General features: G+C 67.2%; 18 protein-coding genes. All 18 read left to right on the top strand.

Annotated elements, in window-relative coordinates; genetic code table 11:
* The first annotated feature begins 460 nt into the window (after positions 1–460).
* The 18 genes from IP86_RS03015 (at position 461) to IP86_RS28955 (ending at position 23,535) form a co-directional block, all read left to right on the top strand.
* On the top strand, positions 461–1,051 hold the full coding sequence (locus IP86_RS03015) for a hypothetical protein (protein WP_054161027.1): 591 nt from the start codon (positions 461–463) through the stop codon (positions 1,049–1,051).
* A gap of 327 nt (positions 1,052–1,378) precedes the next feature.
* Entirely contained in the window at positions 1,379–3,010 is a 1,632-nt protein-coding gene (locus IP86_RS03010; protein WP_054161026.1) for a hypothetical protein, read from the top strand.
* On the top strand, positions 3,010–3,501 hold the full coding sequence (locus IP86_RS03005; protein ID WP_054161025.1) for a hypothetical protein: 492 nt from the start codon (positions 3,010–3,012) through the stop codon (positions 3,499–3,501). The genes IP86_RS03010 and IP86_RS03005 overlap by 1 nt, the downstream gene beginning before the upstream one ends.
* Positions 3,494–3,919, top strand: a complete 426-nt coding sequence (locus tag IP86_RS28480; protein WP_156332367.1) for a hypothetical protein — start codon at positions 3,494–3,496, stop codon at positions 3,917–3,919. The genes IP86_RS03005 and IP86_RS28480 overlap by 8 nt, the downstream gene beginning before the upstream one ends.
* Positions 3,916–5,547 carry a portal protein gene (locus IP86_RS02995; RefSeq protein ID WP_054161023.1) on the top strand — a complete coding sequence of 544 codons (1,632 nt, stop codon included), beginning with the start codon at positions 3,916–3,918 and terminating at the stop codon, positions 5,545–5,547. Before IP86_RS28480 ends, IP86_RS02995 begins: the two co-directional genes overlap by 4 nt.
* Positions 5,544–5,846, top strand: a complete 303-nt coding sequence (locus tag IP86_RS02990) for a hypothetical protein (protein ID WP_054161022.1) — start codon at positions 5,544–5,546, stop codon at positions 5,844–5,846. Before IP86_RS02995 ends, IP86_RS02990 begins: the two co-directional genes overlap by 4 nt.
* Positions 5,843–6,721, top strand: a complete 879-nt coding sequence (locus tag IP86_RS02985) for a hypothetical protein (protein WP_054161021.1) — start codon at positions 5,843–5,845, stop codon at positions 6,719–6,721. Before IP86_RS02990 ends, IP86_RS02985 begins: the two co-directional genes overlap by 4 nt.
* A 15-nt stretch (positions 6,722–6,736) precedes the next feature.
* Positions 6,737–7,255 (top strand): hypothetical protein, encoded by a 519-nt coding sequence (locus IP86_RS02980; RefSeq protein WP_156332366.1) that lies wholly within the window; start codon positions 6,737–6,739, stop codon positions 7,253–7,255.
* Between the two features lie 244 nt (positions 7,256–7,499).
* Positions 7,500–8,390, top strand: coding sequence for a phage capsid protein (locus IP86_RS02975; RefSeq protein ID WP_054161019.1), 891 nt, complete (start codon positions 7,500–7,502; stop codon positions 8,388–8,390).
* Positions 8,391–8,453: 63 nt separating this feature from the next.
* Complete coding sequence (locus IP86_RS02970) at positions 8,454–8,933, top strand: hypothetical protein (protein ID WP_054161018.1); 480 nt, start codon at positions 8,454–8,456, stop codon at positions 8,931–8,933.
* Positions 8,934–9,020: 87 nt separating this feature from the next.
* Entirely contained in the window at positions 9,021–9,647 is a 627-nt protein-coding gene (locus tag IP86_RS02965) for a phage connector family protein (protein ID WP_054161017.1), read from the top strand.
* Complete coding sequence (locus IP86_RS02960; protein ID WP_054161016.1) at positions 9,644–11,830, top strand: phage tail protein; 2,187 nt, start codon at positions 9,644–9,646, stop codon at positions 11,828–11,830. The genes IP86_RS02965 and IP86_RS02960 overlap by 4 nt, the downstream gene beginning before the upstream one ends.
* Before the next feature lie 2 nt (positions 11,831–11,832).
* Positions 11,833–12,606, top strand: coding sequence for a hypothetical protein (locus IP86_RS02955; RefSeq protein ID WP_156332365.1), 774 nt, complete (start codon positions 11,833–11,835; stop codon positions 12,604–12,606).
* Positions 12,606–15,383, top strand: coding sequence for a transglycosylase SLT domain-containing protein (locus tag IP86_RS02950; protein ID WP_054161014.1), 2,778 nt, complete (start codon positions 12,606–12,608; stop codon positions 15,381–15,383). The genes IP86_RS02955 and IP86_RS02950 overlap by 1 nt, the downstream gene beginning before the upstream one ends.
* The gene (locus IP86_RS02945; protein WP_054161013.1) at positions 15,380–17,746 is read left to right on the top strand and encodes a hypothetical protein; all 2,367 of its coding nucleotides are present in this window, start codon (positions 15,380–15,382) and stop codon (positions 17,744–17,746) included. Before IP86_RS02950 ends, IP86_RS02945 begins: the two co-directional genes overlap by 4 nt.
* A 4-nt stretch (positions 17,747–17,750) precedes the next feature.
* A complete protein-coding gene (locus tag IP86_RS02940) occupies positions 17,751–20,180 on the top strand; it encodes a hypothetical protein (RefSeq protein WP_054161012.1) in 2,430 nt (809 codons plus the stop codon).
* Positions 20,181–20,233: 53 nt separating this feature from the next.
* A complete protein-coding gene (locus IP86_RS02935) occupies positions 20,234–21,184 on the top strand; it encodes a hypothetical protein (RefSeq protein WP_054161011.1) in 951 nt (316 codons plus the stop codon).
* Entirely contained in the window at positions 21,181–23,535 is a 2,355-nt protein-coding gene (locus IP86_RS28955; RefSeq protein ID WP_054161010.1) for a DUF2793 domain-containing protein, read from the top strand. The genes IP86_RS02935 and IP86_RS28955 overlap by 4 nt, the downstream gene beginning before the upstream one ends.
* Positions 23,536–23,588: the final 53 nt, after the last annotated feature.

Below are 23,588 nucleotides of genomic sequence, written 5' to 3'. Positions count from 1 at the left end.
CTTCCGACGACGCGCCGCCGAGCGGCGACGGCGCCGCGCGGGCTCTGATTTGTCTGCAGACAGTGATCGAACCCGGTTGACGGCCTCGGATCGGTGGCAGCGTCGCCGCGCGGCGCGCCTCAGGCCACCGGGCGCGGGGGCGAAAGACACCAAAATAGCCATATGTCTACGCCGCTGGATGGCGCAAGCCGCTGAAACATCATCACAAATCGCGATAGCAGACACTTAAGACACCTAGACAGGGTGCAGCCTCGCATGTGCATGCGCGCGCGGGCGCGCGCGTAAGAGCAAGCGGTGTCTTCTGTGTCTACAGTGTCTGAAAATAGAAATAGAATTGATTGATCAATGATTTGCGTCATCCAGTCGAAAAGACACTGAAGACACTGACGGCCGATCTTCGCCGGTTGCCGGCGCTGCGGCTGAATTAAATATGCCCGGAAAATCAAGCGGAAGGCTGCACATGACGCGAAAACAGTCCTCGGAAGCAGTGTTGGCGGCGGCGGCGCGGGCGGAAGCGCGGACCGGCGGCGCCGAGGTGCAGTTCGATCTGCTGCCGCCGACGCGGTTCCATCCGGTCGACCACGAGGGCGAGCATCGGAAGATGGCCGAGCGCGTCGCGACGAACCGCAGGGGCCGACCGCCAGGCGCGCAGAACAAGACCACGCGCGAAATGCTGGATTTCGTGCGCAAAACGATCGGCGATCCGCTGCTGGAGAGTGCGCGGTGGCTGTTGCACACGCCGGAGAGCCTCGCGGCCGAGCTGGGCTGTGATGTGGCCGAGGCGTTCGATCGGCTGGAGAAGATCCGCAGCGACCTGCGGCCGTACTTCTACGCGAAGCAGGCGCCGGTTGATGCGCAGGGAAAGCCCGTTCCCGGGTTGACGATGATGTTCTCAGGGCAAGGTGGCCCGCAGATCGCCGCCGACGGCACGCCAAGGCCGCCGTGGCTGTACCTGCAGGACCTCGATGCACCGAGCGAGCAAAATCAACGACTTATCGACGTGTCGCCGAGCGTGTCGAATGGCGACGCGCAAGGTCGAACCGAGAAGTGAAACGATATCAGCGCCTTGGCATCGCCGGGACGCTGATCCCAAATCATCGCAGTCGGGAGTGCAGGCCCGATCTGCGGTGATGCGCCGCCGGCCGTCGAGTTGTCCTCCGGCCGGCGGCGCCGTCTTCAACCCGCGAAAAAATCGGACGGCGGACGGAACCCACCCCCCCCGGGTGGCCGGCCGGGGTACCCCCCAAAATCGCGACGCACGCCCGCCGTGCCATGCTTTCCTGAGATTTTTTCCAGCTTCCGCCCTGTTCGCCCCTGCGGCCGATCGAAGGGCACGCGAGATTTGTTCTGCCGACCGGGGGCGGGGGGAGCAGCGCCGATGACCGCTGCGCTGCCTCTAGCGGATACGTCGCTCGCCGATGCGCTCGGCAATGCCGATCCGTACAAAAACCAGATGAGCTACCTGGAGGCCGACGATGAGCTGCGCCGCGCGCGCCCTGATCTCGTCGAGCAAATCCACAAGGGGGAGAAAACCGGGCGGGTGAACCTGCTGCGGAGCGCGGGGCCGATCAGCGACGCCTACATTCTCGGAACGCATCCGATTAGTTGCCTCTGCGGCCCGGTGGGCAGCGGCAAAACGATCGCCAGCGAGAAAAAGGGATTGGTCGAGGCCCAAAGGATCTATCCCGGTGCAGACGGGGTGCGTCGCTACAAGCTCGGCAACTTCAGACAGAAGTACGATGCTTTGTGGAAATCCGCAATCCCGTCGCACTGGAAGCTTTTCCCTAAGGATTTTCCCGGGTCCGAGTGGGCCGGCGCCAGCCCGCGGGCGGCGCGCCACGTGCTGAACTTCAAAGATAAGTACGGGCTGATCCAGATGACCACCGACTTCCTTGCGCACGGCGAGGATGCTGATCCGGAGGATCTGCGCGGCCTCGAATTCACCGATGTGCAGCTCGGCGAGATGGACACGCTACCGAAAGAGCTGCTGATCGGTCTCGGCCGCGCTGTCGGCCGTGAGCCGCCGCGCGAGGTGACGAAGCGCCTCGGCCGCATCTTCGGCGACATGAACGCGCCGGACGTGCTGAACTGGACCTACGAGACGTTCTACGAGAAATGCGCGCTGCCTTATCACCTGTACCGCCAGCCCGGCGGCATGGATGAGGGCGCAGAGAATTTGCAGGCGCATGGCGGCGACCGCGCTTACTACGAACAGATCATCGCCGCCAACGCCGACAACCCGTGGTACGTGCGCCGCATGGTGCACGCGATCCCCGGCGTCACTCGCGCAACCGATCTGGTCTATCCGCAATACGACGACAACGTGCACCTGTCGAAGGCGACGCTGCAGCCCGATCCGGCGTTGCCGGTGGTGGTCGGCATCGACGGTGGCCTGACGCCGTCTGCGGTGTACGGGCAGGAGATGCGCGACGGCCAGTGGCGCACCCTGCGGGAAATCGCGCTGGAGCGCGGCGGCCCGGAGGAGCTGGCGGCGGCGATGCTGGCGCTCGAAGCGCGCGACTTCCGCGGCTGCGATTTTCACGACGTCTGCGACCCGGCGATGGTGGCGGGTGAGGACAAGGACAACGACGCTGCGACCGAACAGCGTGTGTCCAAGGGCTCGGATCGCCAGCGTCTCGCCAAGGCGCTCGGCCGCAAGGTGCACCTCGCCGCCTCGAACGAAACCGGCAGGCGCTGGTCGGCGGTGCGCGGCAAGCTGTCACTGCATCTCGGGCCGGCTCGCCCCGGCTATCTGCTCGACCCGTCCTGCACCGGGCTGATCCGCGGCAAGCGCCAGACCTATCAGTTCCGCAAGCTGCGCGGCTCGAACGAGCTGACGAGTGTGATGCCGACGTTCGATACCCACGTCGCCGATGCCGAGCAGTACGCGATGATGGAATGCGGCAGCGAGGCCGCGAAGCGCCGCACCACCGACATGCAGCGCGAGCGCGACAAGCGCCGCGAGCGGGCGCGCGAGGCCCCGCGGCGGCGCGTGTTCGGAGGGCGGTGATGCGCAACGTCCGCGATGCCACCATGGAGGACATCATCCGCGTCTGCGGCCGGCTGCGGCCGGAGGATCGTGCGGAGCAGTTCGCCCGGCTGCCCCACAGCAGCGGCGCGGCGCTGGCCGATCTGCTGCTGCAGCTCACGCCGCTGGTGATCGGACGGTTCGCTATCTGCACCCCGGACGGTGAGGCTCAGACCATCCTGGCCGCCTACCGGGGTGGCGACGGCCTGGCGCAACTGCACCGGATCTCGACGGATCGCTGGGATGACGTATCGCGAACCGTGTTTGTTTTCGGCGTCCGACACTTCGTGCCCGAGGTGCTGCGGCCGAATGCCCGCCGCGCCGAGTGCAGCGTGATGACGCGTCACACGGCGGCCGGCGACATGCTGCGGCGCCTCGGCTTCCGTGCTTCCGGGATCGAGGCGCAGTGCGGGCGCGGCGGCGAGGAGTTCACCCGGTTCGTCTGGACCAGCAATGGGGGTAGGGATGTGTGATCCAATTTCGTTGATCGCCGCGGCGGTTGGCACCGGAGTTGCGGCGGTTACGCAGACCAAGAGCCAGCAGCAGGTACAGGCCAATCAGCAGCTCTCGGAAACCAACGTCCAGCAACAGAAGCAGCTCGCCGAGCAGCAAGCGCTGATGGCGGAGCAGCAAGCCGCCGCGAAGGCTGATCTGGACGCGGTCAACAAGAAGTCGCAGGACGAAGCCGCCGCGGCGCTGAAGGCGCAGCAGGAGGCGATGAAGGCGCTCTCGGAAAGCGCCGTGGCCGCCGACAGCGCGCAGGCGCGCTCGGCATCCGAAGCGCGGATGCGTCGGCTCAAGGCGCTCGGGCTGCAGCGCCCCACGGCGGCCGATCAGCTTGCGCCGCCGCCGGTCGGCTATGCAACGCTGCTCGGCGGGGTCGGCTCGTGAGCGAAGCGTCCGCCGAGGTCCTGAAGGCGCACGACAAGCTGCGCGAGCGGCGCCGGCGCGAGGAGCCGGTGTGGCGCGATCTGGCGCGGATGCTACGGCCGGACGATCAGGACTTTTCCAGCGCCGAGCGCGTCGACGGGCGATCTGCCAAGCGCGACCTGTCCGACGCCGAGCTGTTCGACAGCACGCCGCTCTATGCGCTCGACGACTTCGCCAAGGGGTTGTTCAAGCAGGCGTCCAATCCAGCCAACCGCTGGTTCGAGATCACGATCGCGAACCCCGATCTGGCGAAGTACCGGCCGGTGAAGGACTGGTGCCACACCGTCACCAACATCATCTATGCGTCGCTCGGCCCATCGGTGTCGCGCTACTACACGCAGGTGATGCCGTGGTTCGGCAATCTCGGCGCCTTCGGCTTCGGCGTGCTGTACAGCCAGGAAGATATCGGCCGCCAGCGCATCATCGACCGCTCGCTGCCGATCGGGCAGATGTATCTCGATGTCGATGCCGAGGGCGAGTACAACACCGCGCACCGCGAGTTCAAGCTGCGCGGAAACCAGATCAAGTCCAAGTTCGGCGACCGTGTCCGCCGCCTGACGCTCGACGACGACAAGTCTTACAGCCTCGTTCATTCGGTGCGGCCGAACCTCGATTATCGCCCCGGCATGATCGGTCCGCGCGGCATGTCGTATCTGTCGAGCTACGTCTCGCCGGACCTCAAGGAGATGCGGCTCGACGACGGTTACTACGAATTCCCGTTCTTCATCCCGGTGTGGAACGAGCGCGACGGCAGCCCGTATCCGACCGGCCCCGGCCACATGGTTCGCGCCGACGCCGCGATGCTGCAGGAGCAGGAACGCTCGCACATCGTCGCGGCGCAGTTCGCCGCCGAGCCGCCGATCCTGCTCGACGAGAACAGCATGCTGACGGCGGCCGATATCGTGCCGAATGCGGCGCTGCACGGCGGCATGAGCGAGCAGGGCAAGCGGCTCGTCGAAGTGCTGGAGCGCAAGCAGCAGCCGGTGCTGTCTCTGCAATTGTCGGAGCAGCGCCGCAATGCGATCCGCAACGCCTTCCTGTTCTCGGTGCTGCAGCTCCTCAACCGGCCGCAGATGACCGCCACCGAGTTCAACGGCTTCTCGCAGCAGCAGCTCGAGCAAGCCGCGCCGAACCTCGTGAACATCCAGACCGGCGGGCTGACGCCGTTCATCCAGCGCCGCTATCAGATTTTGTCGCGCGCCGGACAGTTGCCGCCGGCGCCGCCGGAGCTCAACGGCCAGCGGATCGACATCGACTACGTCTCGCCGCTCGCCAAGGCGCAGAAGATCGGCAGCGCGCGCTCGGCGCTGTCGTTTGCGCAGTCGGTGATCGGGCTGTCGGAAGCCTTCCCGGAGGCGCGCGACAACGTCGATATCGACGAAGTGGTGCGGCTGATGCACGACGGCATGACCGATAATCCGGCGCTGATCCGCGATCCGCGCGCCGTGGCCCAGGCGCGCGAGGCGCGCGGGCAGCAGCAGCGGGCGATGATGCAGATGCAGCTCGCCGAACAGGCGGGCGGGGTAATGGCGGACGTCGCCCATGCGCGGCAGGCCGCGACGCTTGCGGACGGGCGGGGCGGCAAATGAGGGACGCGCTGATCCGCCTGATGGCGCAACGCTGGCCGCGAGCGGCTGGCCGTCTCTCCGTCCTGCGCGAATGGTCGGCGGTTGGCGAGCTGACGCACGTCCTCGCGGATATCGCGCTGCGCGGCGGCGTCTACAGCCAGCCCGCCCGCATCCCTGGCGACGTGTTCGGCGACGGCATCAACGAGGGCCGGCGCCAGCTCGCGATCGAGCTGATCGAACAGGCCAACGTTCCATTCGAGAAGATCTACGCGCTGCTTGAAAAGGCTGCACCCACCACCAGCGAGAGGACTACGCGATGACCGACGAACCGAACAATCCACCGCCGACCGGCGGCGAGACGTCTCCGCCCGCCGGCGGCGACGTGGCGTGGTACGCCAAGCCCGAACTCGGCCTGTCCGACGAGGCGGCGCTGTTCGCCAAGGGCCACAACTTCACCGATCTCAACGCCGCGCTGAAATACGGCGCAGAAGCCGAGGCGATGGCGCGCTCGCGCAACGTGATCGAGAAGCCGGACCCGGCCAACTTGTCGGGCTGGAAGGGCTGGTCCGAACTCGGCTGGACCGAGAAGGTCGAGGACTACAAGGTCGAGCCGTCGAAGGAGCTGAAGAACTTCAACGCCGACCCGACGCTGCTCGACGGCTTCAAGAAGCTGGCGCACGAGCACCGCGTTCCGCTGTCGGCCGCGAACGGCATCTACAACGGCGTGGCGCAGATGATGAGCCAGCGCATCGCCGATGCCGAGGCGCAGGCGCGGACCGAACAGGAAGCCGCCGCCAAGGCTGCGAGCGAAGCGCTGCGCAGTGAATGGGGTAGTTCCTACGATACCAACCTCGAACTGGCGAAGCGCGCGGCGCGCGGCGTCGGCCTGTCCGAAGCCGCATCGACGGCGCTGGAAAAGGCGCTGGCGGGTCCCGACGGCAAGGGCGGCTCGGTCGAGCTGCTGAAGCTGTTCCACGGCCTCGGCAAGCGGATGGGCGAAGCGCCGCTGGTCGGCGACGGCGCCGAAGGCGGTCGCTCGGCGATGACGCCCGGCGAGGCGCGGCTCGAACGCCTGGCGCTGGAGAAGGACCCCGAATTCATCAAGGTCCTCAACAACCCGCGCGACCCGCTGCACGCCGACTACACGGCCAAGCGCCAGCGCCTGATCAAGCTCGAAGCCGGCAATGCCGGGTAGCAAGGGAGACCGATGATGGTCGACGACACGAACCAGACCCCCGACCCGGACGCCGCCGCCAAGTTGAAGGCCGCGGAGGAAGAAGCTGCGAAGCTGAAGGCCGCGGAGGAAGAAGCCGCCAAGTTGAAGGCCGCTGAAGAAGAAGCCCGGATTGAGGCGAAGGCGCGCGAGCTGGTGGCGAAGCAGGAAGCCGAGCGCGCCGCCGCCGCGCAGGCCGCGGCCGACAAGCGCCGCAAGGCGCGCGAGGCCCGCATCGCGCGGCGCGGCCCGGAGGACGCGCAGGCGTTCGCCAAGGAGCGTGTTCGCTCGCTGAGCGAGGCGGTCCATCGGGCGGTGCCCTACGAGGCGCGCCAGCACGGCTGGATGGCGATCCCGCCGGAGCATCCGCTGAACGAGCAGGAGCACGACGTTCCGGATGCGGTGTTCCGGGTGCTCGGTCGCGACTGGCTGCTGCGGTTCGCCGACGGCCGGCTGGTCGAGATCATCAGGGCGACGCCGCGGATGGACCCGTCCGACTACATCGAATTCGCCTGATTTCCTCCGCCGCGCCCGGTTGACGGGCGCGGCGCTCGCTTAGCGTTGCGTCGTGTCAGGGGGAGGGCGGCCGCACCGGCCGCCGCTTGAGCCCGCGTCTCGCTTCTCCCCGGCGAGCCCGGCTGCTGGCGGGAAAGTCCCGTCGCCGATCGCAGGCGCAAAACGATAGGCAGGCCCGCTGATCCTTCAGCCGCGTCCTGGCCGAAACAAACCCGTCCCGTTGTTTCGACCGGAGATGAGACCCATGGGTCCGATCACTGACGAATATAAGCTCACTTACGCGGCCAACGTCGCGCTCGTGGTGCAGCAGACCGACAGCCGTTTCGAGGACACCTTCACCTATCGCCCCGGCCTCAAGGGCCGGCAGATGCAGCTCCTCGATCTGATCGGCAAGACCGACATCATCGTCGACGGCGCTCGCGGCGGCGACACCCCGAACATCGACAACCAGACCGAGCCGGTGTGGATCCGCCCCCGCCAGACCGAGTGGGGCAAGATCATCGAGAAGGAAGACTGGATCAAGGCGCTCACGGACTACCAGAGCGAATATGTCCAGTCCGCCGGCGCGGCGATGAAGCGTGGTCCCGACAAGGCGATCTACATCCCGGCGCTGTTCGGCCCGCGGGTGATCGGCGCGGACGGCGGTGCTACCGCCGCGTGGGCGGGTTCGACGGTCGCGAAGGAAGTCGGCTCGTCCGACGGCGCAACCGACACCGGCATGAACGTCAAGAAGCTGGTACGCGGCATCCGCCTGTTGCAGGCCGCCGACGTCGACATCGACACCGAACAACTGTTCGCGCCGATGAACGCGCAGCAAATCGAAGATCTGTACAACGACATCACCTACGTCAACAAAGATTACCGCTCCAAGGCGGTGCTCGAAGAGAAGCAGGTCCGGGAAATCCTCAACGTCAAGATCATCCCGACCGAGAACATGCCGGACTACGACAGCACGCACTACACCTCGGCGCTGTACTGCAAGTCCGGCATGCACTGGGGTGAGTTCTCGCCGCTCGATATCAACATCGGGCCGGCTGTCGGCAAGAAGTTCCGGCCGCAGATCTACATGGAGCGCTGGCTCGGGGCGACCCGGTCGGAAGACGCCAAGGTCGTGAAGATCGTCACCAAGAAGTAGCACGGCGCCGCCCGCTTCGCGCGGGCGGTGTCCGCCCCCGGATCAAGCCAATGGAGACACAGCATGGCTGTCAAGACGTACTATGGCGACGGCTACAAGGACCCGTCGTCGGTGCTCGCGGTCAACGCCATCAAGGCGGAAGCGACCGTCAAGAACATCTACTCGAAGTTCATCTTCGCCAGCGGCGACAGCTCGACCACGACGCTGTTCGTCGGCCAGGTGCCGTCGAATGCGCGGCTGCTGCGCTCGTCGACCCTCAAAACATGGGGCGTCGCCGGCCTTACCTCGTTCTCGCTGGGGTTTGGCAAGAACGGTGCCGTGGTGAACAGCAAGGGTGCGGCGCTGATGAGCGCGGTCGATATCGCTTCGGCCGCCTCGAAGGACCCGCTCGCGGCGCTGACGGCCGGCGACATCGGCAAGTTCGCCTGGCAGCTCGCCGGCTACAGCGCCGATCCGGGCGGCATGCTCGACATCATCGGCACGACCGGCGCCGACACCAGCGGCGCCGGCACCATCGAATTCGAGATCAACTACGCGAAGTGAAGAACCGCGCCGCGGCGTGAGCTGCGTTGCGTCCGGCGGTCCCCGGAAATTGCGCCGGGGCCGCCATCCCTCTGACCGGACCCTGCCATGAGCGACCGCGCCCGCACCGAAGCCGACATCGCCTCGATCGCGCTCGATCATATCGGCGAGGACCCGATTTCCAGCCTCGACGACGGCTCGGCCCGCGCCGTCACCTGCCGCATTCATTTTGGCTCCGTCCGCGACGACGTGCTGCGCGAGCACTGGTGGAATTTCGCCAAGGCGTGGGTGCGGCCGTCGCAGGACCCGGTGCCGTCCGAAGGCCCGCTCAAGAACCGCTTTCCGCTCCCGGCCGACTGCGTCGCAGTGCGCTTCGTCAAGGATCTCGGCGCCGACGAATGGGAGCTGGAAAGCTCGTATCGGCCGGGCTCCAGCGAGATCGAGGCGCAAGTTCTGGTGTGCAATTCGGCCGAGCCGTTGGTCTGCTATACCCGCCGCGTTACGAACGTGTCGCTGTGGGATGCTGAATTCTGCACCGCCTTCGCGTTGAAGCTGGCAGCTAAAATCGCGGCGCCGCTGGCACGCAGCTTCTCGCTTGCGTCCCAGCTCGACGCCCGCGGCGACGTCAAGGTTGGTGGCGCGCAGCGGCGCAATGCTCGCGAGAAAGCCGGATCGACGATCTCGCGCGACGTCTCGTGGATCAGGGCGCGCTTCGTTCGCGGGTGGGGCCGATGAAGGCTTCCGGCCTGGTCGAGCGCAACACCTTCGTCTCCGGCGAAATCTCGCCGGAACTACGCGAGCGACCGGATCTGGCAAAGCACCAGACCGGGCTGGCGGCTTGCGAGAATTTCATCACACTGTTGGAAGGCGGCATCACGCGGCGGCCTGGAACGTCTTTCGTCATCCCCCACAAGGCGGAGGATGAGCTGTGCGCCTTCGTGCCGTTCCGATATTCCGGCGCCGACAGCTACATGCTGGTGTTCAACGGCGGGGTGATGCGGATCGTCTACAATGGCGGCGTGGTGCCGTCGGTCGCCGATCCCTACGAGCTGGAAATCCCATATCTGTCGGACGATCTCGCCAGCCTGCGTTATGCTTCCTATGGCAATGTGATCTATCTCGACTGCGATGGCTATCCGCCGATGCTGCTCACGCGGCGGGCTCATCTCGATTGGACGATCTCGCGCTACGACCCGGACGGCGGCCCGGTGGCGGATCAGAATATCGATCAGTCCAAAACGGTGCAGTCATCCTACGTCGTCGGCAATGTGACGCTGACGGCCAATGATGCGCGGTTCCGGCCAGAGGATGTTGGACTGATCTGGCGTCTCGACGAAAGTGACCTGTCGATGACGCCGCTTTGGAACGCCAATGAGAGCGTTCCGATCAATGTGATCCGGCGCAACGCCGGCAACGTCTACCAAGCGCTCAACGCGGCGTCGGCCGGCATCAATGCTCCGGTGCATACCGAGGGAGATGTGTCCGCCGGGTCCGACAAGGTGACGTGGCGCTACCTGCATTCCGGCTACGGGCTGGTGCGGATCACCGGCTACACCAGTCCGACGTCTGTGTCCGCGACTGTGCTGAATTATGTGCCGGCCAGCGTTTACAACAAGCCGACGTTTCGCTGGTGGCGCGGTGCTTGGAACGAGATCGACGGCTACCCGAAGATCGTTCGCGCTAACAACACCCGTCTGCTGCACATCCGCAACGACGAGTTATGGCTGTCGCAGCCGCAGGCGTTCAATTCGATGCAGGAAATGCCCGGCTCCGATGACAGCGCATTGCACTTCGCCATTACCTCTCCGGATGGGGCCAGCGTCGAGATCGTGTGGGCGGCGTTCATGGGTGCGCTGGTGCTTGGCACCCGCGACGGCGAGTGGATCGTGCGAGGCTCCAACCTAACCGATCCGCTGACGATCGACACTGTGCGGCCGTCGCCGGAAACCGCCGAGGGTTCGGCGCCGCACATTCCGGTCATCACTCCGGAAGGCGTTGTGTTTATCGGCCGGTCACGCCGCCGGCTGCACCTCGCGCGTCTGGACAAGCTCGGCGAGACGTTGTCGCTGTCGGAACTAACCAAGACGGCGCGCCACATCCTCCGCGGCCGCGCGCGGGCGCTGGCCTATCAGCGCGACCCTCACCGCGTACTGTGGATCGGCTGCGAGGACGGCAAGCTGATCGCCGTCACCTTGCTGCCATCGGATGAAGTGGTGGGGTGGCACCGTCACCCGATGCGAAACGGCTATGTCGAAGCGCTGATGTCTGTGCCGACCTCGGACGAGGCCAGGAGCGACGTTTATCTGAGCGTCCGACGGACGATCAACGGCCGGACGCGGCGCTACATCGAGCGCCTGGCCGATTTCTTCGACCCGCGAGATCAGGATATTCCGACAGCAGAAGGCGCGCGTTTCGTTGACAGCGCCGTTGCCTATAGCGGGGTTCCGGCGGTCAGCTTGCTCGGGCTCGATCACCTCGAAGGCCAGACCGTAACCGTATTTGCCGACGGCGCGCAGCAGGCCAGCCGCGTAGTGCGGGCTGGCGGCATCACGTTGGAACGCGAGGCCTCCGATATTGTGGTTGGCCTGCCGATCGTAGCTCGCGCGCGGCTTCTGCCGCAGGACCTGAAGACGTCGGCCGGATCGAGCCGGGGCCAGATGAAGCGGTCGTCTCACGCGCTGGTACACGTGCTCAACAGCGCCGGCGGTACGGTTTCGTGCAACGACGGTGAGCCCGAGCCGATCTTCGAAACCGGCTCGCTCGACTACGGGGCGCCGCTGTCGCTGTTCAGTGGCGGCAAGCGTGTCACCATGCGGGCTCCAATCCGGCCGGAGGCGACACTCGAACTGGTTTGCGACAACGCGCTGCCGTTCACGCTGCTCGGCCTGTCGCCCGACCTGTCGGTGATGGAGGATTAGCCGTGTGCGACGTCTCCTCACTCGCTAGCGCTGCCGGCATCGGATCGCAGGTGTTCGGCGCCGCGACCGCCTATCAGGGCCGGCAGACGCAGGTAGCGGCAGCGGAGCTAAAGGGACAGGCGGCCGACTTCGCCGCCGGTCGGCAGATGCGCTCGGCGGCGATGTCGGCGGACGCCGAGACGGTGCGGGCGGAGCAGGCCGGCATCAATGCCGATCTACTCGCCCGGCAGGTCGACCTGTCGCGCCTCGCGACTGATACGATCTATGCCAAGGGCGTTTTCGACGAAAACAACTTCCGCGACAAGCTGGCGCGTGTTGAAGCGAAACAGAAGGCCGGGCTCGGCGCCCGCAATATCGACGTCTCGACCGGATCGCCACTACTGCTCGCCGGTTTCACCGCCGCGCAGGGGGAGGTCGACGCGCGGCTAATCCGCGCCAACGCCCACAAAGACGCCGCCGACAGCATGATAACCACGGCGTCGATCGCCGCCAACGAAGCCGGGATGCGCAGCGCCAAGCTGACGGCGCTGATGCGGGCGAACCAGTATCTCACTGCGGGCATCGATGCTGGCGAGGCCGGTGTGTTTTCGATCCGCGCTGCGGCGCTGGAAGGGGAGGCCGCACAGATATCGGCAATGTCTGAGCTGGTGACGGGGGCGACCGGCATCTGGAAAGGGCTGCAATCCGCCAAGGGATCGTTCTCCTCTGGCTCGTTCGGAAGCGGCTGGTACGGCACCTCGGGCGGCACCGGCGGCGGGCTTGGAGGAGTGTACTGATGGTGGTCCCGATCTATATCTCGACGGGCGAGCCGTCCGCGACGCCGCCGCGCGCGCTGGGTCTTCAGGCGTTGCCGGATCAGCCCGGCGGCCAGATCCTCGCCGCGTCTTCGGATCGGCTCGCCGCAGCGATGGGGAGCGAAGCGGGTGCGCTGTCGCGGGTCGGCGAGGCGCAGGCCGGGCTCGGCCGTGCCGAGCAGCAGGCCGGCGGCGCGATGGTGGCATTCTCTGTCGCGCTGACGAATGCCAAGAATGAAGCTGTCGCGGCCAACGCGCACACCGACTACCTGACGCGGCTGCAGAGCGCGCAGCAGAAATGGGAAAACTCTCAAGACTATCTCAATGCGTCGAGCGGCTTCGCGCAGGATCGCCAGCAGGCCGAGACCGACGCGCTCGAACAGATCACCGATCCGGAGATCCGCGCCAAGACGCAGCTTCAGATGCGCCGCGTCGGCCTGACGGCGCAATCAGCCGTCGACCGCACGTCGCTGTCGCGGATGGTCGATGCCCAGCGCAGCGGGCTCGACGTCAAAACCGACGAATATACCACGCTCGCCGCCATTGCGCCTTCGCCGGTCGAGCAGCAAGCGTATCTGAAGAACCTCAACGAAGAGATCGACCGCAACGCCGCTACCGGCGTGATCAGTCAGGCCGACGCCGTCAAGCGCAAGCTGACTGCGGCCTCGACGATCGACTACGTCCGCGCCCGCAGCGCGATCATGAGCAACCCGGACGGGGCCGCCGCGGCGCTGGCCGATCCCGAGCAATTCCCCGGGCTCGGCGCGGTGCAGCGTCAGCAACTGATCGAACAGGCCCATGCTCAGCGCGACGGGCTGATCACCCGCGACCTGACGCGATCGGCCGCGACCGGCAACGGCGCCGGCGCCATCGCGACCGTCGGCATAGTCCAGAACCCGGCGCAGATGTCGCTGATCTTCGATCGCGGCATTCTGGCGATCGAGACCGCGGGCGATCCGGCCTCGATCAGCCCGAAGGGCGCCGCCGGCCTCGCCCAGATCATGCCGGGCACCGCGCGCGATCTGCTGCGCGCCCGTGGCCGCGACGATCTGGCTGCGCTCGACGATGCGGCGCTGACCGCGAAGCTGACCGAGAACGGCAGCCGCTTGTCGGTCGAGCTGGGCCGCGACTACTGGATGCAGATGGGACGGCGCTATGCCGGCGACGTGCCGGTGATGGCGGCGGCCTACAATGCCGGCCCCGGCAACGCCGACCGCTGGCTGCAGGCGGCGAACGAGAAGTTCGGCCCGCATTTCACCGCCGAGCAGTTCGCCAGCGTGATCGACTACAAGGAAACCCGCGACTATGTCGGGCGGCTCTACACAACGCTCGGCGCACCGATGAACGCCGCCGGCCTGTCGCCGAGCGCGCGCTACCAGGCGTCCGGCGCCGTCGGGGCCGCGGTCGCGCAGGAAGATGCGGCGCGCCGGCAGATGTACAAGGCCGACGCCGCGTCCTCGCGCGATGCCGCCGACTTCGGCGAAATGTTCCGGCAGGGGCAGACCCCGGACCCGGTCGCCTACGGCTCGGCGCTGCACCGGAACACGCTGGCGGCGCAGGCCGGCGACAGCTCGGCCGCCGAATGGCTGACCAAGACGCAGTTTCAAGAGCGGATGGCGCCGGTGCGTGACGCCGGCTACCGGATGCCGCCGGCCCAGCTCGCCGACACCGTCGCGCGGATCGAGGCCGACCAGCGCTCGCGCCCGGTGACGCAGGACGAAATCGACCGCCTCGGCGTGCTCAAGGAGACGCTGGCGGATGTCGGGAAGCGGGCCTCGAACGATCCTGTCGGCCTCGCCGAGCGCGCCAAGCTGATCGGCATGCCGGTGACGGTCGATCCGCAGGCGCGGGCGGACGACCCGGCCTTCGCGGCGTCGCTGGTGGCGCGGTCGGCCCATGCGCAGACCGCGCAGGCCTACTATCAGGGCGAGTTCAAGGTACTCAAGCCGGCCGAGGAAGCGGCGTTCCGCAATCGCTGGGCATCGGCCTCAGCCGATGACAAGGCGGCGCTGCTGCGCACTGCCGGCGCCTCGCTGCCGCCGCCGGCGTTCCGCGCCTTCATCGGGCAGGTGGCGGGCGACGACAACAAATCGGCGATGCCGGTGCTGACGCTGGCGGCCGGGCTGCACGCCGCCGATCCGACGCTCGGCGCCAGCCTGCTCGAAGGCATCAAGGCGCAGAAGACGGACGATCGCTATGTGCCGGACAGCGGCGCCAACAAGCTGCTGTGGCAGAAGCGCAAGGACGAGCTGCTGCCGGCCGCGGCGTTCAACCGCGCCGCGCGCACCGATCCGGAAGGCCCGCTGGCAGCGATGAGCGCCGCGATCGACGCGCGCTACGCGTTCCTCTCCGCGCAGGCCAACGATACCAGCGGATCAATCAATTCGGCGCGCATTAAGCAGGCGGCCGAAGACGTCACCGGCGGCGTGCTCGCGCACAACGGCGCGCCGGTGCTGGCGCCGTGGCGCGGCGCCAGCCAGCGCGATCTCGACGCGACGCTGACGGGCCTGACCGACGCAGACTTGGCCGACGCGCGCACCACGGGCGGCAAGCCGATCGGCGCCGACTACGTCCGCTCCCAGGCGAAGCTGACGGCGTTCGGAGACGGCCGCTATCTGGTTCAGGTGAACCGCAACGACGACGCGCCGCAATACGCCGCGACCGCCGCCGGCAGGCCGTTCGTGCTCGATCTACGCAACCGGGCGCGCGGCGCGCCGCCGGCGGTCGATCCGTTCAACAACGGAATGCCGCTGCCATGAGCCTCGATCTGTTCGGCGGAACGCAGGATGCGGTGCTGGCCGACGCTTCCCGGCATTTGGCGGCCGATCTGCCGGCAGGTTTCGGCGAGACGCTGGATATCGCCTGGCGCCGCGCCTCGGAATGGAACAGCGCGCTCGCCGAGAGCAACGCGCGGGAGCGCGCGCTGGCGAGCTATTACGACGACGTCAAGGCGCGCGCCGGGGTGCAGCTCCCGCTGTACGGCCTAGGCGGCGCGGTGACGCTGGACGATCTCAACAAGAAGATCGGCGAGATCGCCGACAAGGACCCGGAGGGCGGCTGGCTGCCGCTGTCGGAAGACGATATTGCGACCATGACGCGGCGGCGGATGGCTGCCGCCCATGACGACGCCAAGGCGCTCGACAAACGCGAGACGACGTGGGGCGGCACCGCCGGCACCGTGCTCGGAACGCTGTGGGGCGGCATCGCCGACCCGGTGACGCTGGCGACGCTTCCGCTCGGGCTCGGCGAGGCGGGCATCCTGCTGCGCGCCGCCGAATTCGCCGGGCTCGCCGCCGGCACCGAGGCGATCAACGCGGCGTCGTCGTTTCAGGCGCGCGAGGCGGCGGTGCCCGGATCGTCGCGCGAGATCCCCGGCGAGATCGCCGGCGCCGCCGCGATGGGCGGCGCGATCGGCGGCGCCTTCGGCGCGCTGGGCAAGCTGCTCGGCGCCGGCCGCCGGCCGCTGCTGACCGAGGCGCGCGACGATCTGAACGTCGCGACGTCGGAAGCCCAGCTCGCTGCCGGCAACCCGTTCCCGACAGTAGCAGGCGAGGCGGCACACCGCGACGCTGTCAGCGAAGCGCTGACGGCGCTGGCCAAGGGCGAGCGCGTGACGGCCGGCGACGCCTTCCCGGCAGCGCATGTCGGCGATCTGGCGACGGCGTCCGGCGCGCGGACGATCGACGACCTGGCGCTGGCCGCCGAGCGCGACTATCGCCCGCTTAGTCACGCCGACATGCCCGACGTCGAGCGGTTCGATGCGATGCCGCAGGCTGGCGAAGATGCGGCGAGCTATTGGGAGCGTCGGCTTGCGGAGGCTTCGCCGGAAGAACGCGCGGCGATGGGGGCGACGGATGCGGCTCCGTTTCCGGTCGCGCCGCGCGCTATCCGCGAGCGGGTTTCTATCGGGCCTTCAAGTTTCGAGACGACGCCGCTGCTCGGCAAGACGGTCTGGCACGAAACATCGCCGGATGCCGCGGCAAAGTTGTTTGCCGAAGATGCGACAAACTATGTCGATGGCGTTTGGACGTCGAACATTTTCGTAGCCGACAACAAGGACATCGCGATCGGTCAAGGTGGTTCGGGCGTCAAGATCGAGTTTTCGGGCAACCTCGTTTCCGCGATCGAGCATCGCAAACCAGGCACCGGCGATCTGACGGGGCGGGAATATCGCGTCAATGCGATTGCGAGCGGTGCGATCAACGCAATCGAGTTGCAGCCCGGTGTGAAACTGCCGCTGAAGCCGTCGATGCGCTCCCGTTTCGATGCAGAGTTCATCCGTGCTGATCTGCCGGATGGTTCGGTGCGCTACGAGCGAAAGAGTGCGCCAGCGCCTACGCCTGCCGCTGACGCTGCGGCGCGCGGTGCCGTCGATGCCGCGTTCGATACGACGCGGGAATTCTGGCACGGGACCACGCGCGGCAAGTTCACCGAATTCAGGGATAGCGCGCAGAGTAACGACGTGCTCGGGCCGGCGGTCTATCTCAGCGCGAGCAAGTCGGGCGCCGAATTCTATGGCCCCGGTCGCGGCGGCGAATTGCTCGGGCCGTGGCATGTCCGCGGCAACATCGTGACGCCGGAGACGATGGTCCGGCTGAATTCGGACGGGTCCGGCCCGATGGCGCCGGCCGGCATCTTGCTCGGAAAGCTCAAGCACGCCCTGACCGATGCCCGCATGCGCGAGCCGTGGGGCCGTGACATGAGTGGCGCTGAATACGCCCGCGAGTTTTGGAAGCGTCGCGGCGTCGACGGCTACAGTGCGTCTGGCGGCGCCGAAGTGGCGATCTACGACCCGAATAACATCCGGGCCGGCTTCCGGCTCGAACCTGACACGGTGCCGCAACAGCCGCGGGTCGGTGCGCCCGCTGCCCGCGACCTATCGCCCGAGGAGGTCGCGAAGCTGGCCGCCGATCCGGAGACCGAAAGTGCGGTGCTACGCGATCTCGACCGCTTCCGGGTGTCGCGTCCGGATGCCGTCTATACCGAAGCCGTGCGGCTCGACGACGGCAGCTATCGGTTAGACGCCCGGCCGCTCGAACAGGTGATGGACGAGCTCGATGCGATCGACGGGCTCGGCAAGGAATTGCAGGCCTGCGCGACCGGGCTGATGGCAGCGGAGTAATCGGATGAGCATCAAGGATTGCCTCGCCAAAATCGTCAAACAGGGGCGGGCCACAAAGGAGCAAGCGGCGGCGGCAGAGGCGTTGTGGCGGCGGTATCAGGGCAAATTCTCGCTCGACATGCCGCCGGCCCGCGCCGATGCGGCGGCGGCATTGCAGGCGGCGCGCGAGATGATGGCGCAGAGCCGGCAAAAGAAGAACGCGGTTGCGTTGCAGGTGAAGCGCCAGACCGACGCCGAGCGGCTGCAAATGGAACATCCGTTCGGGCCGGCGGCCGGCGCGATGGCGGTGCTGACGCGGGACATCTACCGGCAGGGCGGCGGTAATGTCGACACCCGGGCGCAGGCGCTTCGCGAGATGCTGTTCTCGAAGTTCAACGCCGGTATGGAAGCTTACAAATCATCGTTTGCCGGGTTGAAACAGAACACTGCCGGCATCCGCAACATGGTGTCGGAACTGTTCGGCGTGTCGACCGGTGATCCGGTCGCCAAGGCCGCGGCCGAAGGCTGGACGGCGGCAACCGATTGGGGCGTCAAGTACGTGCAGAGCGCCGGCAAGATCTTCGAGGAGATGGAGAACTGGCGGCTCCCGCAGTTTTGGAGCGCCGACCGTGTCCGCCGCTTCGGCATGGGCGAGGAATTCCGCCGCGATCTGCAGAACGCGGTCGAGCGCGGCGGGCTGAAAGTCTTCGACAAAGAGCGGCTCGAATTCGCAACCAGCCCGGACCGCATAGGCGCGCTGCTCGACAAGGCGGTGCGAGACGTCATCACCGAGGCCGGCTCGGCGCCGGCGTTCTCCAAGGAGATGCGGACGTTCCACTTTCAGGCCGGCACCGAGGGCCGCGACGCCTTCATGGCGCTACAGGACAAATACGGGCAGGGGCAGGACATCCTATCGACGCTGTCCGGCCACCTCGGCGCGATGGCGCGCGAAGCGGCTCTGGTCGACGTGCTGGGGCCGCAGCACGCCGCGACCGTGGCGATGCTGACGAAGAATGCGCGGCAGTGGGAAGCGCTCGGCAAGCCCGGCCAATCCGGGCTGCGGCCGGCGCGAATGCTGGGCATGGAAAGCGCGGGCGCGATCGAGCGCACCTATGCGGTGCTGAACGGCCGCGCCAACGGCGTCGACAATCAGTTCTGGGGCAGCGTGCTAGGCTCGGCGCGGTCGCTGATGGCGGCTTCCTCGCTCGGCTCCGCCGTGGTGCCGGCGACGATCGGCGACAGCCTGACCACTCTGCTGGCGGCGCGCTACAACGGCATGGACGGCGGCGCGGTGCTGAAACGCGCGGTTGAAGCGATCTTCGCCGAGAACCCGAAGATGCAGGAGGATGCCGCCCGGCTGCTGATCACCGGCCATGCCGTCAGCGATCATGCGGTGTCGACGGTGCGCTACGCCGACCAGCTCGCCACCCCGGAGCTGATGCGCAAGACCACGGATTTCGTCATCCGCGCCTCGGGGCTGACGGCCTGGACCGAAGGCGTCAAGAAGGCCTTCACGATGGAAATGCTGGGCTTCATCGCCCGGCAGTCCGATCGCGGCTACGCCGATCTGGAGCCTGCGTTCCGAGGCCTGCTCGACCGCGCAAGGATCAGTGCCGCCGAATGGGATCATCTGCGGGCGCTGCCGCCGTTCGAGATCAAGGGCGCGACGTTCTTCGACAGCAGCCGGGCGACGTCGGACGAAGCGGTGCGCAAGCTGTACGAAGCCGTCCTCGAGGAAAGAGCGCTGGCGGTGCTGGAGCCGGACGCTCGTGTGCGTGGCGTCACCACGCAGGGCTCGCGATCCGGCACCTTCCTCGGCGAGGTGTCGCGCTCGCTGACGATGTTCCAAAGCTTCTCGATGACGATGATCGCCACCCACATGCACGCGCTGGCGATCCGCGACGGCGTCGCCGGCAACCGGGCCATGAACAACGCGCTGTTCTACATTTCGCACATCCTCGCCGGCGCCGCGATCGTACAGGCCCGGCAGATCCTTCAGGGGCGCGACCCGGTCGACATGAGCAATCCGAAATTCTGGTGGCAGGCATCGACACAGGGTGGCGGGCTCGGTTTCTACGGCGACCTGATCGGCGGCGTTACCGGCGCGGCCGACCGCTCGATCACCGGAAAGTTCTCCGGACCGCTCGGCGGCATTATCGACGACGCCGGACGGTTCGGGGCCGCGCTGGCGAAGGGCAGCGAGGGCGCGATCGGGCAAGGCATCCAACTCGCCAGGCACCTCACGCCGGGGCAGAACCTTTGGTTTTCGCGGCTCGCGACAGACCGGCTGCTGTTCGACCAGCTCCAGCGCGCGATCGACCCGAACTACGCGCAAAGTTTCGCCCGCCGAGAGGCGCGGGCGATGAAAGAATATCGGCAGGAGTATTGGTTCCGACAGGGCGAGCTGGCGCCGCAGCGCGCGCCCAGCTTCGCCGCCGCGATTGGCCAGCGCTGACGGCCGGTTGACGGCGGCCGGCGGACCGTAAGGTCTGCCGCGGAGCAGGGCCGATGACCGTCAACACCGAACGCTGCTACAGCGAATTGATCTGGACCGGCGGGCAGACCTCGTTCGCTGCCGGCTTCGTTGCCAACGATGCGCTGCACGTCGCGGCGCGCTATCGCAACGCCGCGGGCGTCGTCTCCGATCTCGTCCGCGACACCCAGATCAAGATCCTGCGCGACCCGATCACGGGCGCGATTTCGGCTGTGCCGCTGGCGATGCCGGCGGCGCCCGGCAGGGTGATCCTGTCGCGCCACACCCCCGCGCAGCAGGACACCGACTTCGCGAACCTCAAATCATTCAATCCCAGCATTCACACGCGCCTGCACGACGCCGCCGCGATGCGCTCGGCGGAAGCAAGGCGGGACCATCCAGTAACGGTCGATCTGCCCGAAGGCGAGACCGGGCGGATCGACTACGGTTCGGCTCTCAATGTGGCCGGCGCCGCCCCGCGCGGCCCGCGCGATTTCATCACCATGGCGTGGGCTGCCGCGAACCTCGGCATCGACAATCTGCAGGCGCTGTTCGACGGAGCAGCTGCGACGCTGTCCGGAATGATCGCCTCGGCGCAGAGCGGCTTCAACGCTACCTTGGCGGCGTGTCAGGCGCTGATTTCGGACGCGACCGCGTCGTTCGGCGCCCAGATCACGGGGCTACAGGATCAGTTTCAGACCTACATGGATGGCGCCTCCGCCGCGCTGGCAACCGCCGCGGCCTCGGCGACGGCCGCGCAGGTGCAGGCAACGGCCGCGACGGCTTCCGCCGCCACGGCGCAGGCATGGGCCGAAAGCCCGACTGACGTGATCGCCGGTCATCCTTCCGCCAAGAGCTGGGCCGGCACCGCGCAAGCCTTCGCAACCGCGGCTGCCAATTGGGGGCAGGCGCTGGCGAACACTGACTACGGCGATTTCAGCGCGGATGACGGCACCGGGCCGTCCGACTATGGGGATTTCTCATGAGCGGCCACGTTCTCAGGATCAGGCGCGACACCACGGCTGTGCTCGGCACGCGCACGCCGGCGCTCGGCGAGCCGTTCATGAACACGACCACAGGTGATCTCGGGCTCGGCACCGGCGCCAATATCGGGACCGACCCGGCGATCCTGCTCTCGAAGCAGACCCACATCCACAACGCCAGCGTGATCGACGTCACCGCCGCCGGGCTGATGCAGAAAGCCAAGGTCGACGCGGCGCTGCTGGCGCTGTTCGGCCTGTGCCCGAAGATCCTCTCGCGCGTCACCACGGCGCCGCCGGCGACGCCGTCGGTCGGCGACAGCTACATCGTCCCGACGGGCGCCAGCGACGCCTGGAACGGGCAAACCAACAAGATCGCGACCTGTTCGGCACCGTCGCCGTCCGTGGCGTGGGCGTTCACCGCACCGGCCGCCGGGCAATACGTGATCAGTGATGAGGATCAGAAGCTATTTCGCTACACCGGCAGCGCCTGGAAACCGGCCGGCACCACATCGTTTCTGCAATCGTCGGTGACACCGACGCAGATCGTCGCCAATACCAACAACTACGCGCCGGCCGGCGCCGACACCGCGCAGGTGCTGCGGATCTCCGCCGACACAGCACGCGACCTCACCGGCATCGCATCCGGGGTCGACGGCCGTCTGCTGGTGCTGCAGATGCTGTCGGGCTCCGGCACGATCACGCTGAAAGACGAAAGCGATTCGTCGAGCGCGGCGAACCGCTTCTCGTTCGGCAGCGATATCAAGCTGAAGGCGATGGAGCAGGTGCGGCTGCGCTACGACGGTACGTTGTCGCGCTGGGTGCTGATGTCGCGCAGCTATGTGGTGCTGACCGATCTGCCGCAGGACATCGCCTTCTCGGGCGTGGTAACGGCCGCGCCCGCGGCGAGCCAGAACGACTATGCGCCGCCCGGCGGCGGAGCGGCATCGACCTTCCTTCTCTCGCCGACGACAGTGCTGGACATTACCGGCCTGGCTGGCGGGCGCCTCGGCCGCGAGATCGTGATCGTCAACATGGCTGCGGCGACGCTGACGCTGAAAGACGCCTCGGCGTCGTCGGCCGCGGCGAACCGCTTCTCGTTCGGCGCCGACGTGCCGCTGTCGCAATACCAGAGCGCGACGCTGCGCTACGACAGCGGTGTCTCGCGCTGGCTGCTGATCGCCTCGACCGCGGGCGCCGCCGTCGCCGACGGCGCGGTCAGCCCAGCCAAGCTGTCGTCGGATGCGACCGGCCTGCGCGCCAAGATCATGGGCGCCTCGATCGCGGCGGCCGCGCCGCTGGTGCTGGCACTGAACCCATTCCATCGCCTGGCGCAGAAAAACGGCACCGCCGTCGTCGGCAATATCGGCGCGACCGCCGGAGTAGAGGCCTACATCACCGACGGATGGAAAGTACGCGCTAAGGGCAGCCTGCGCGTGTCTGGCCAGGGGCTTGCGATGGCTGGTCTCGCCGGATTTGTCGGCGGCACGCAGATCACTGTGACCACCACTCAAAGTTCACTCGGGAGCGGCGACTATCTGCAGTTGCGGCAGTCGATCGAGGGACGTAATTGTGCGCAGCTCGGTTTCGGCGCAGTCGGCGCTAATCCGCTGTCGCTGGCGCTGTACTTGCTATCGAGCATCTCCGGCACCTTCGCGGTCGAGCTGTCGAATGCTGCGGGCAACCGCTCGATCGTCAAGACGTTCACGCTGGCGGCGAACACCTGGACCTTCGTCAGCTTCGCCGGGGCGCCCGGCGCTGGCCAGACCTCGTTTCCCGGCGACACTTCGGGCACGTGGCTGACCAACAACGCGGCCGGGCTCAACCTCTCGATCACGCTCGCGGCCGGATCGGCGCTGCAGGGCACCGCCGACGCTTGGCAGGGCGCCGAGATCATGGCGACCTCGGCGCAGACCAACCTTGCGGCGACCTCTAACGCTACCTTCACCGTGGTATTGGCGGCGCCGCTCGCCGGCACGGAAACCTGCGACCTCGCCAACGCACCGTTCATCGGGCGAACTTGGGCCGAGGAGCTGATGCGCGCGCAGCGCTACTGGTTTAAGACCTACGATTACGACGTCGCGCCCGGTACGGCCGGGAACTTAGCCGGTTCAGTGTCGTGGACTGGTTCAGCCGTTGCCGGCTATGCGCAGTTCCCGCTGACCCCGGCGATGCGCTCCGGCCCGACGGGGGTGGTCTACAGTCCGGATACCGGCGCCGCCGGCTATCTATGGAATGGCGGGGATCGCACGGCAATCATCGCTTTTGCCGGGCAGAACGGGGTTGGCATCGCCAACACGGCGCCGACAGTCAACGACGTCATACGCGCCCACATCACGCTCGACGCACAGCTCTGATCGCCGGTTGACGTCGTGCATTCGGCCGCATCCTCGCGCGACAGGCGAGCGAG

This window comes from Rhodopseudomonas sp. AAP120 (genome assembly GCF_001295845.1).
GTDB lineage: Bacteria > Pseudomonadota > Alphaproteobacteria > Rhizobiales > Xanthobacteraceae > Rhodopseudomonas.
The sequence above is the reverse complement of the archived record's forward strand: the minus strand, read 5'-3'. Positions and strand labels throughout refer to the sequence as shown.

What these genes read in the sequence shown, in the direction of transcription:
- IP86_RS03015 (WP_054161027.1), top strand. Translation starts at nt 461, where the DNA reads ATGACGCGAAAACAGTCCTCGGAAGCAGTGTTGGCGGCGGCGGCGCGG.
- IP86_RS03010 (WP_054161026.1), top strand. Translation starts at nt 1,379, where the DNA reads ATGACCGCTGCGCTGCCTCTAGCGGATACGTCGCTCGCCGATGCGCTC.
- IP86_RS03005 (WP_054161025.1), top strand. Translation starts at nt 3,010, where the DNA reads ATGCGCAACGTCCGCGATGCCACCATGGAGGACATCATCCGCGTCTGC.
- IP86_RS28480 (WP_156332367.1), top strand. Translation starts at nt 3,494, where the DNA reads ATGTGTGATCCAATTTCGTTGATCGCCGCGGCGGTTGGCACCGGAGTT.
- IP86_RS02990 (WP_054161022.1), top strand. Translation starts at nt 5,544, where the DNA reads ATGAGGGACGCGCTGATCCGCCTGATGGCGCAACGCTGGCCGCGAGCG.
- IP86_RS02985 (WP_054161021.1), top strand. Translation starts at nt 5,843, where the DNA reads ATGACCGACGAACCGAACAATCCACCGCCGACCGGCGGCGAGACGTCT.
- IP86_RS02980 (WP_156332366.1), top strand. Translation starts at nt 6,737, where the DNA reads ATGGTCGACGACACGAACCAGACCCCCGACCCGGACGCCGCCGCCAAG.
- IP86_RS02975 (WP_054161019.1), top strand. Translation starts at nt 7,500, where the DNA reads ATGGGTCCGATCACTGACGAATATAAGCTCACTTACGCGGCCAACGTC.
- IP86_RS02970 (WP_054161018.1), top strand. Translation starts at nt 8,454, where the DNA reads ATGGCTGTCAAGACGTACTATGGCGACGGCTACAAGGACCCGTCGTCG.
- IP86_RS02965 (WP_054161017.1), top strand. Translation starts at nt 9,021, where the DNA reads ATGAGCGACCGCGCCCGCACCGAAGCCGACATCGCCTCGATCGCGCTC.
- IP86_RS02960 (WP_054161016.1), top strand. Translation starts at nt 9,644, where the DNA reads ATGAAGGCTTCCGGCCTGGTCGAGCGCAACACCTTCGTCTCCGGCGAA.
- IP86_RS02950 (WP_054161014.1), top strand. Translation starts at nt 12,606, where the DNA reads ATGGTGGTCCCGATCTATATCTCGACGGGCGAGCCGTCCGCGACGCCG.
- IP86_RS02945 (WP_054161013.1), top strand. Translation starts at nt 15,380, where the DNA reads ATGAGCCTCGATCTGTTCGGCGGAACGCAGGATGCGGTGCTGGCCGAC.
- IP86_RS02940 (WP_054161012.1), top strand. Translation starts at nt 17,751, where the DNA reads ATGAGCATCAAGGATTGCCTCGCCAAAATCGTCAAACAGGGGCGGGCC.
- IP86_RS02935 (WP_054161011.1), top strand. Translation starts at nt 20,234, where the DNA reads ATGACCGTCAACACCGAACGCTGCTACAGCGAATTGATCTGGACCGGC.
- IP86_RS28955 (WP_054161010.1), top strand. Translation starts at nt 21,181, where the DNA reads ATGAGCGGCCACGTTCTCAGGATCAGGCGCGACACCACGGCTGTGCTC.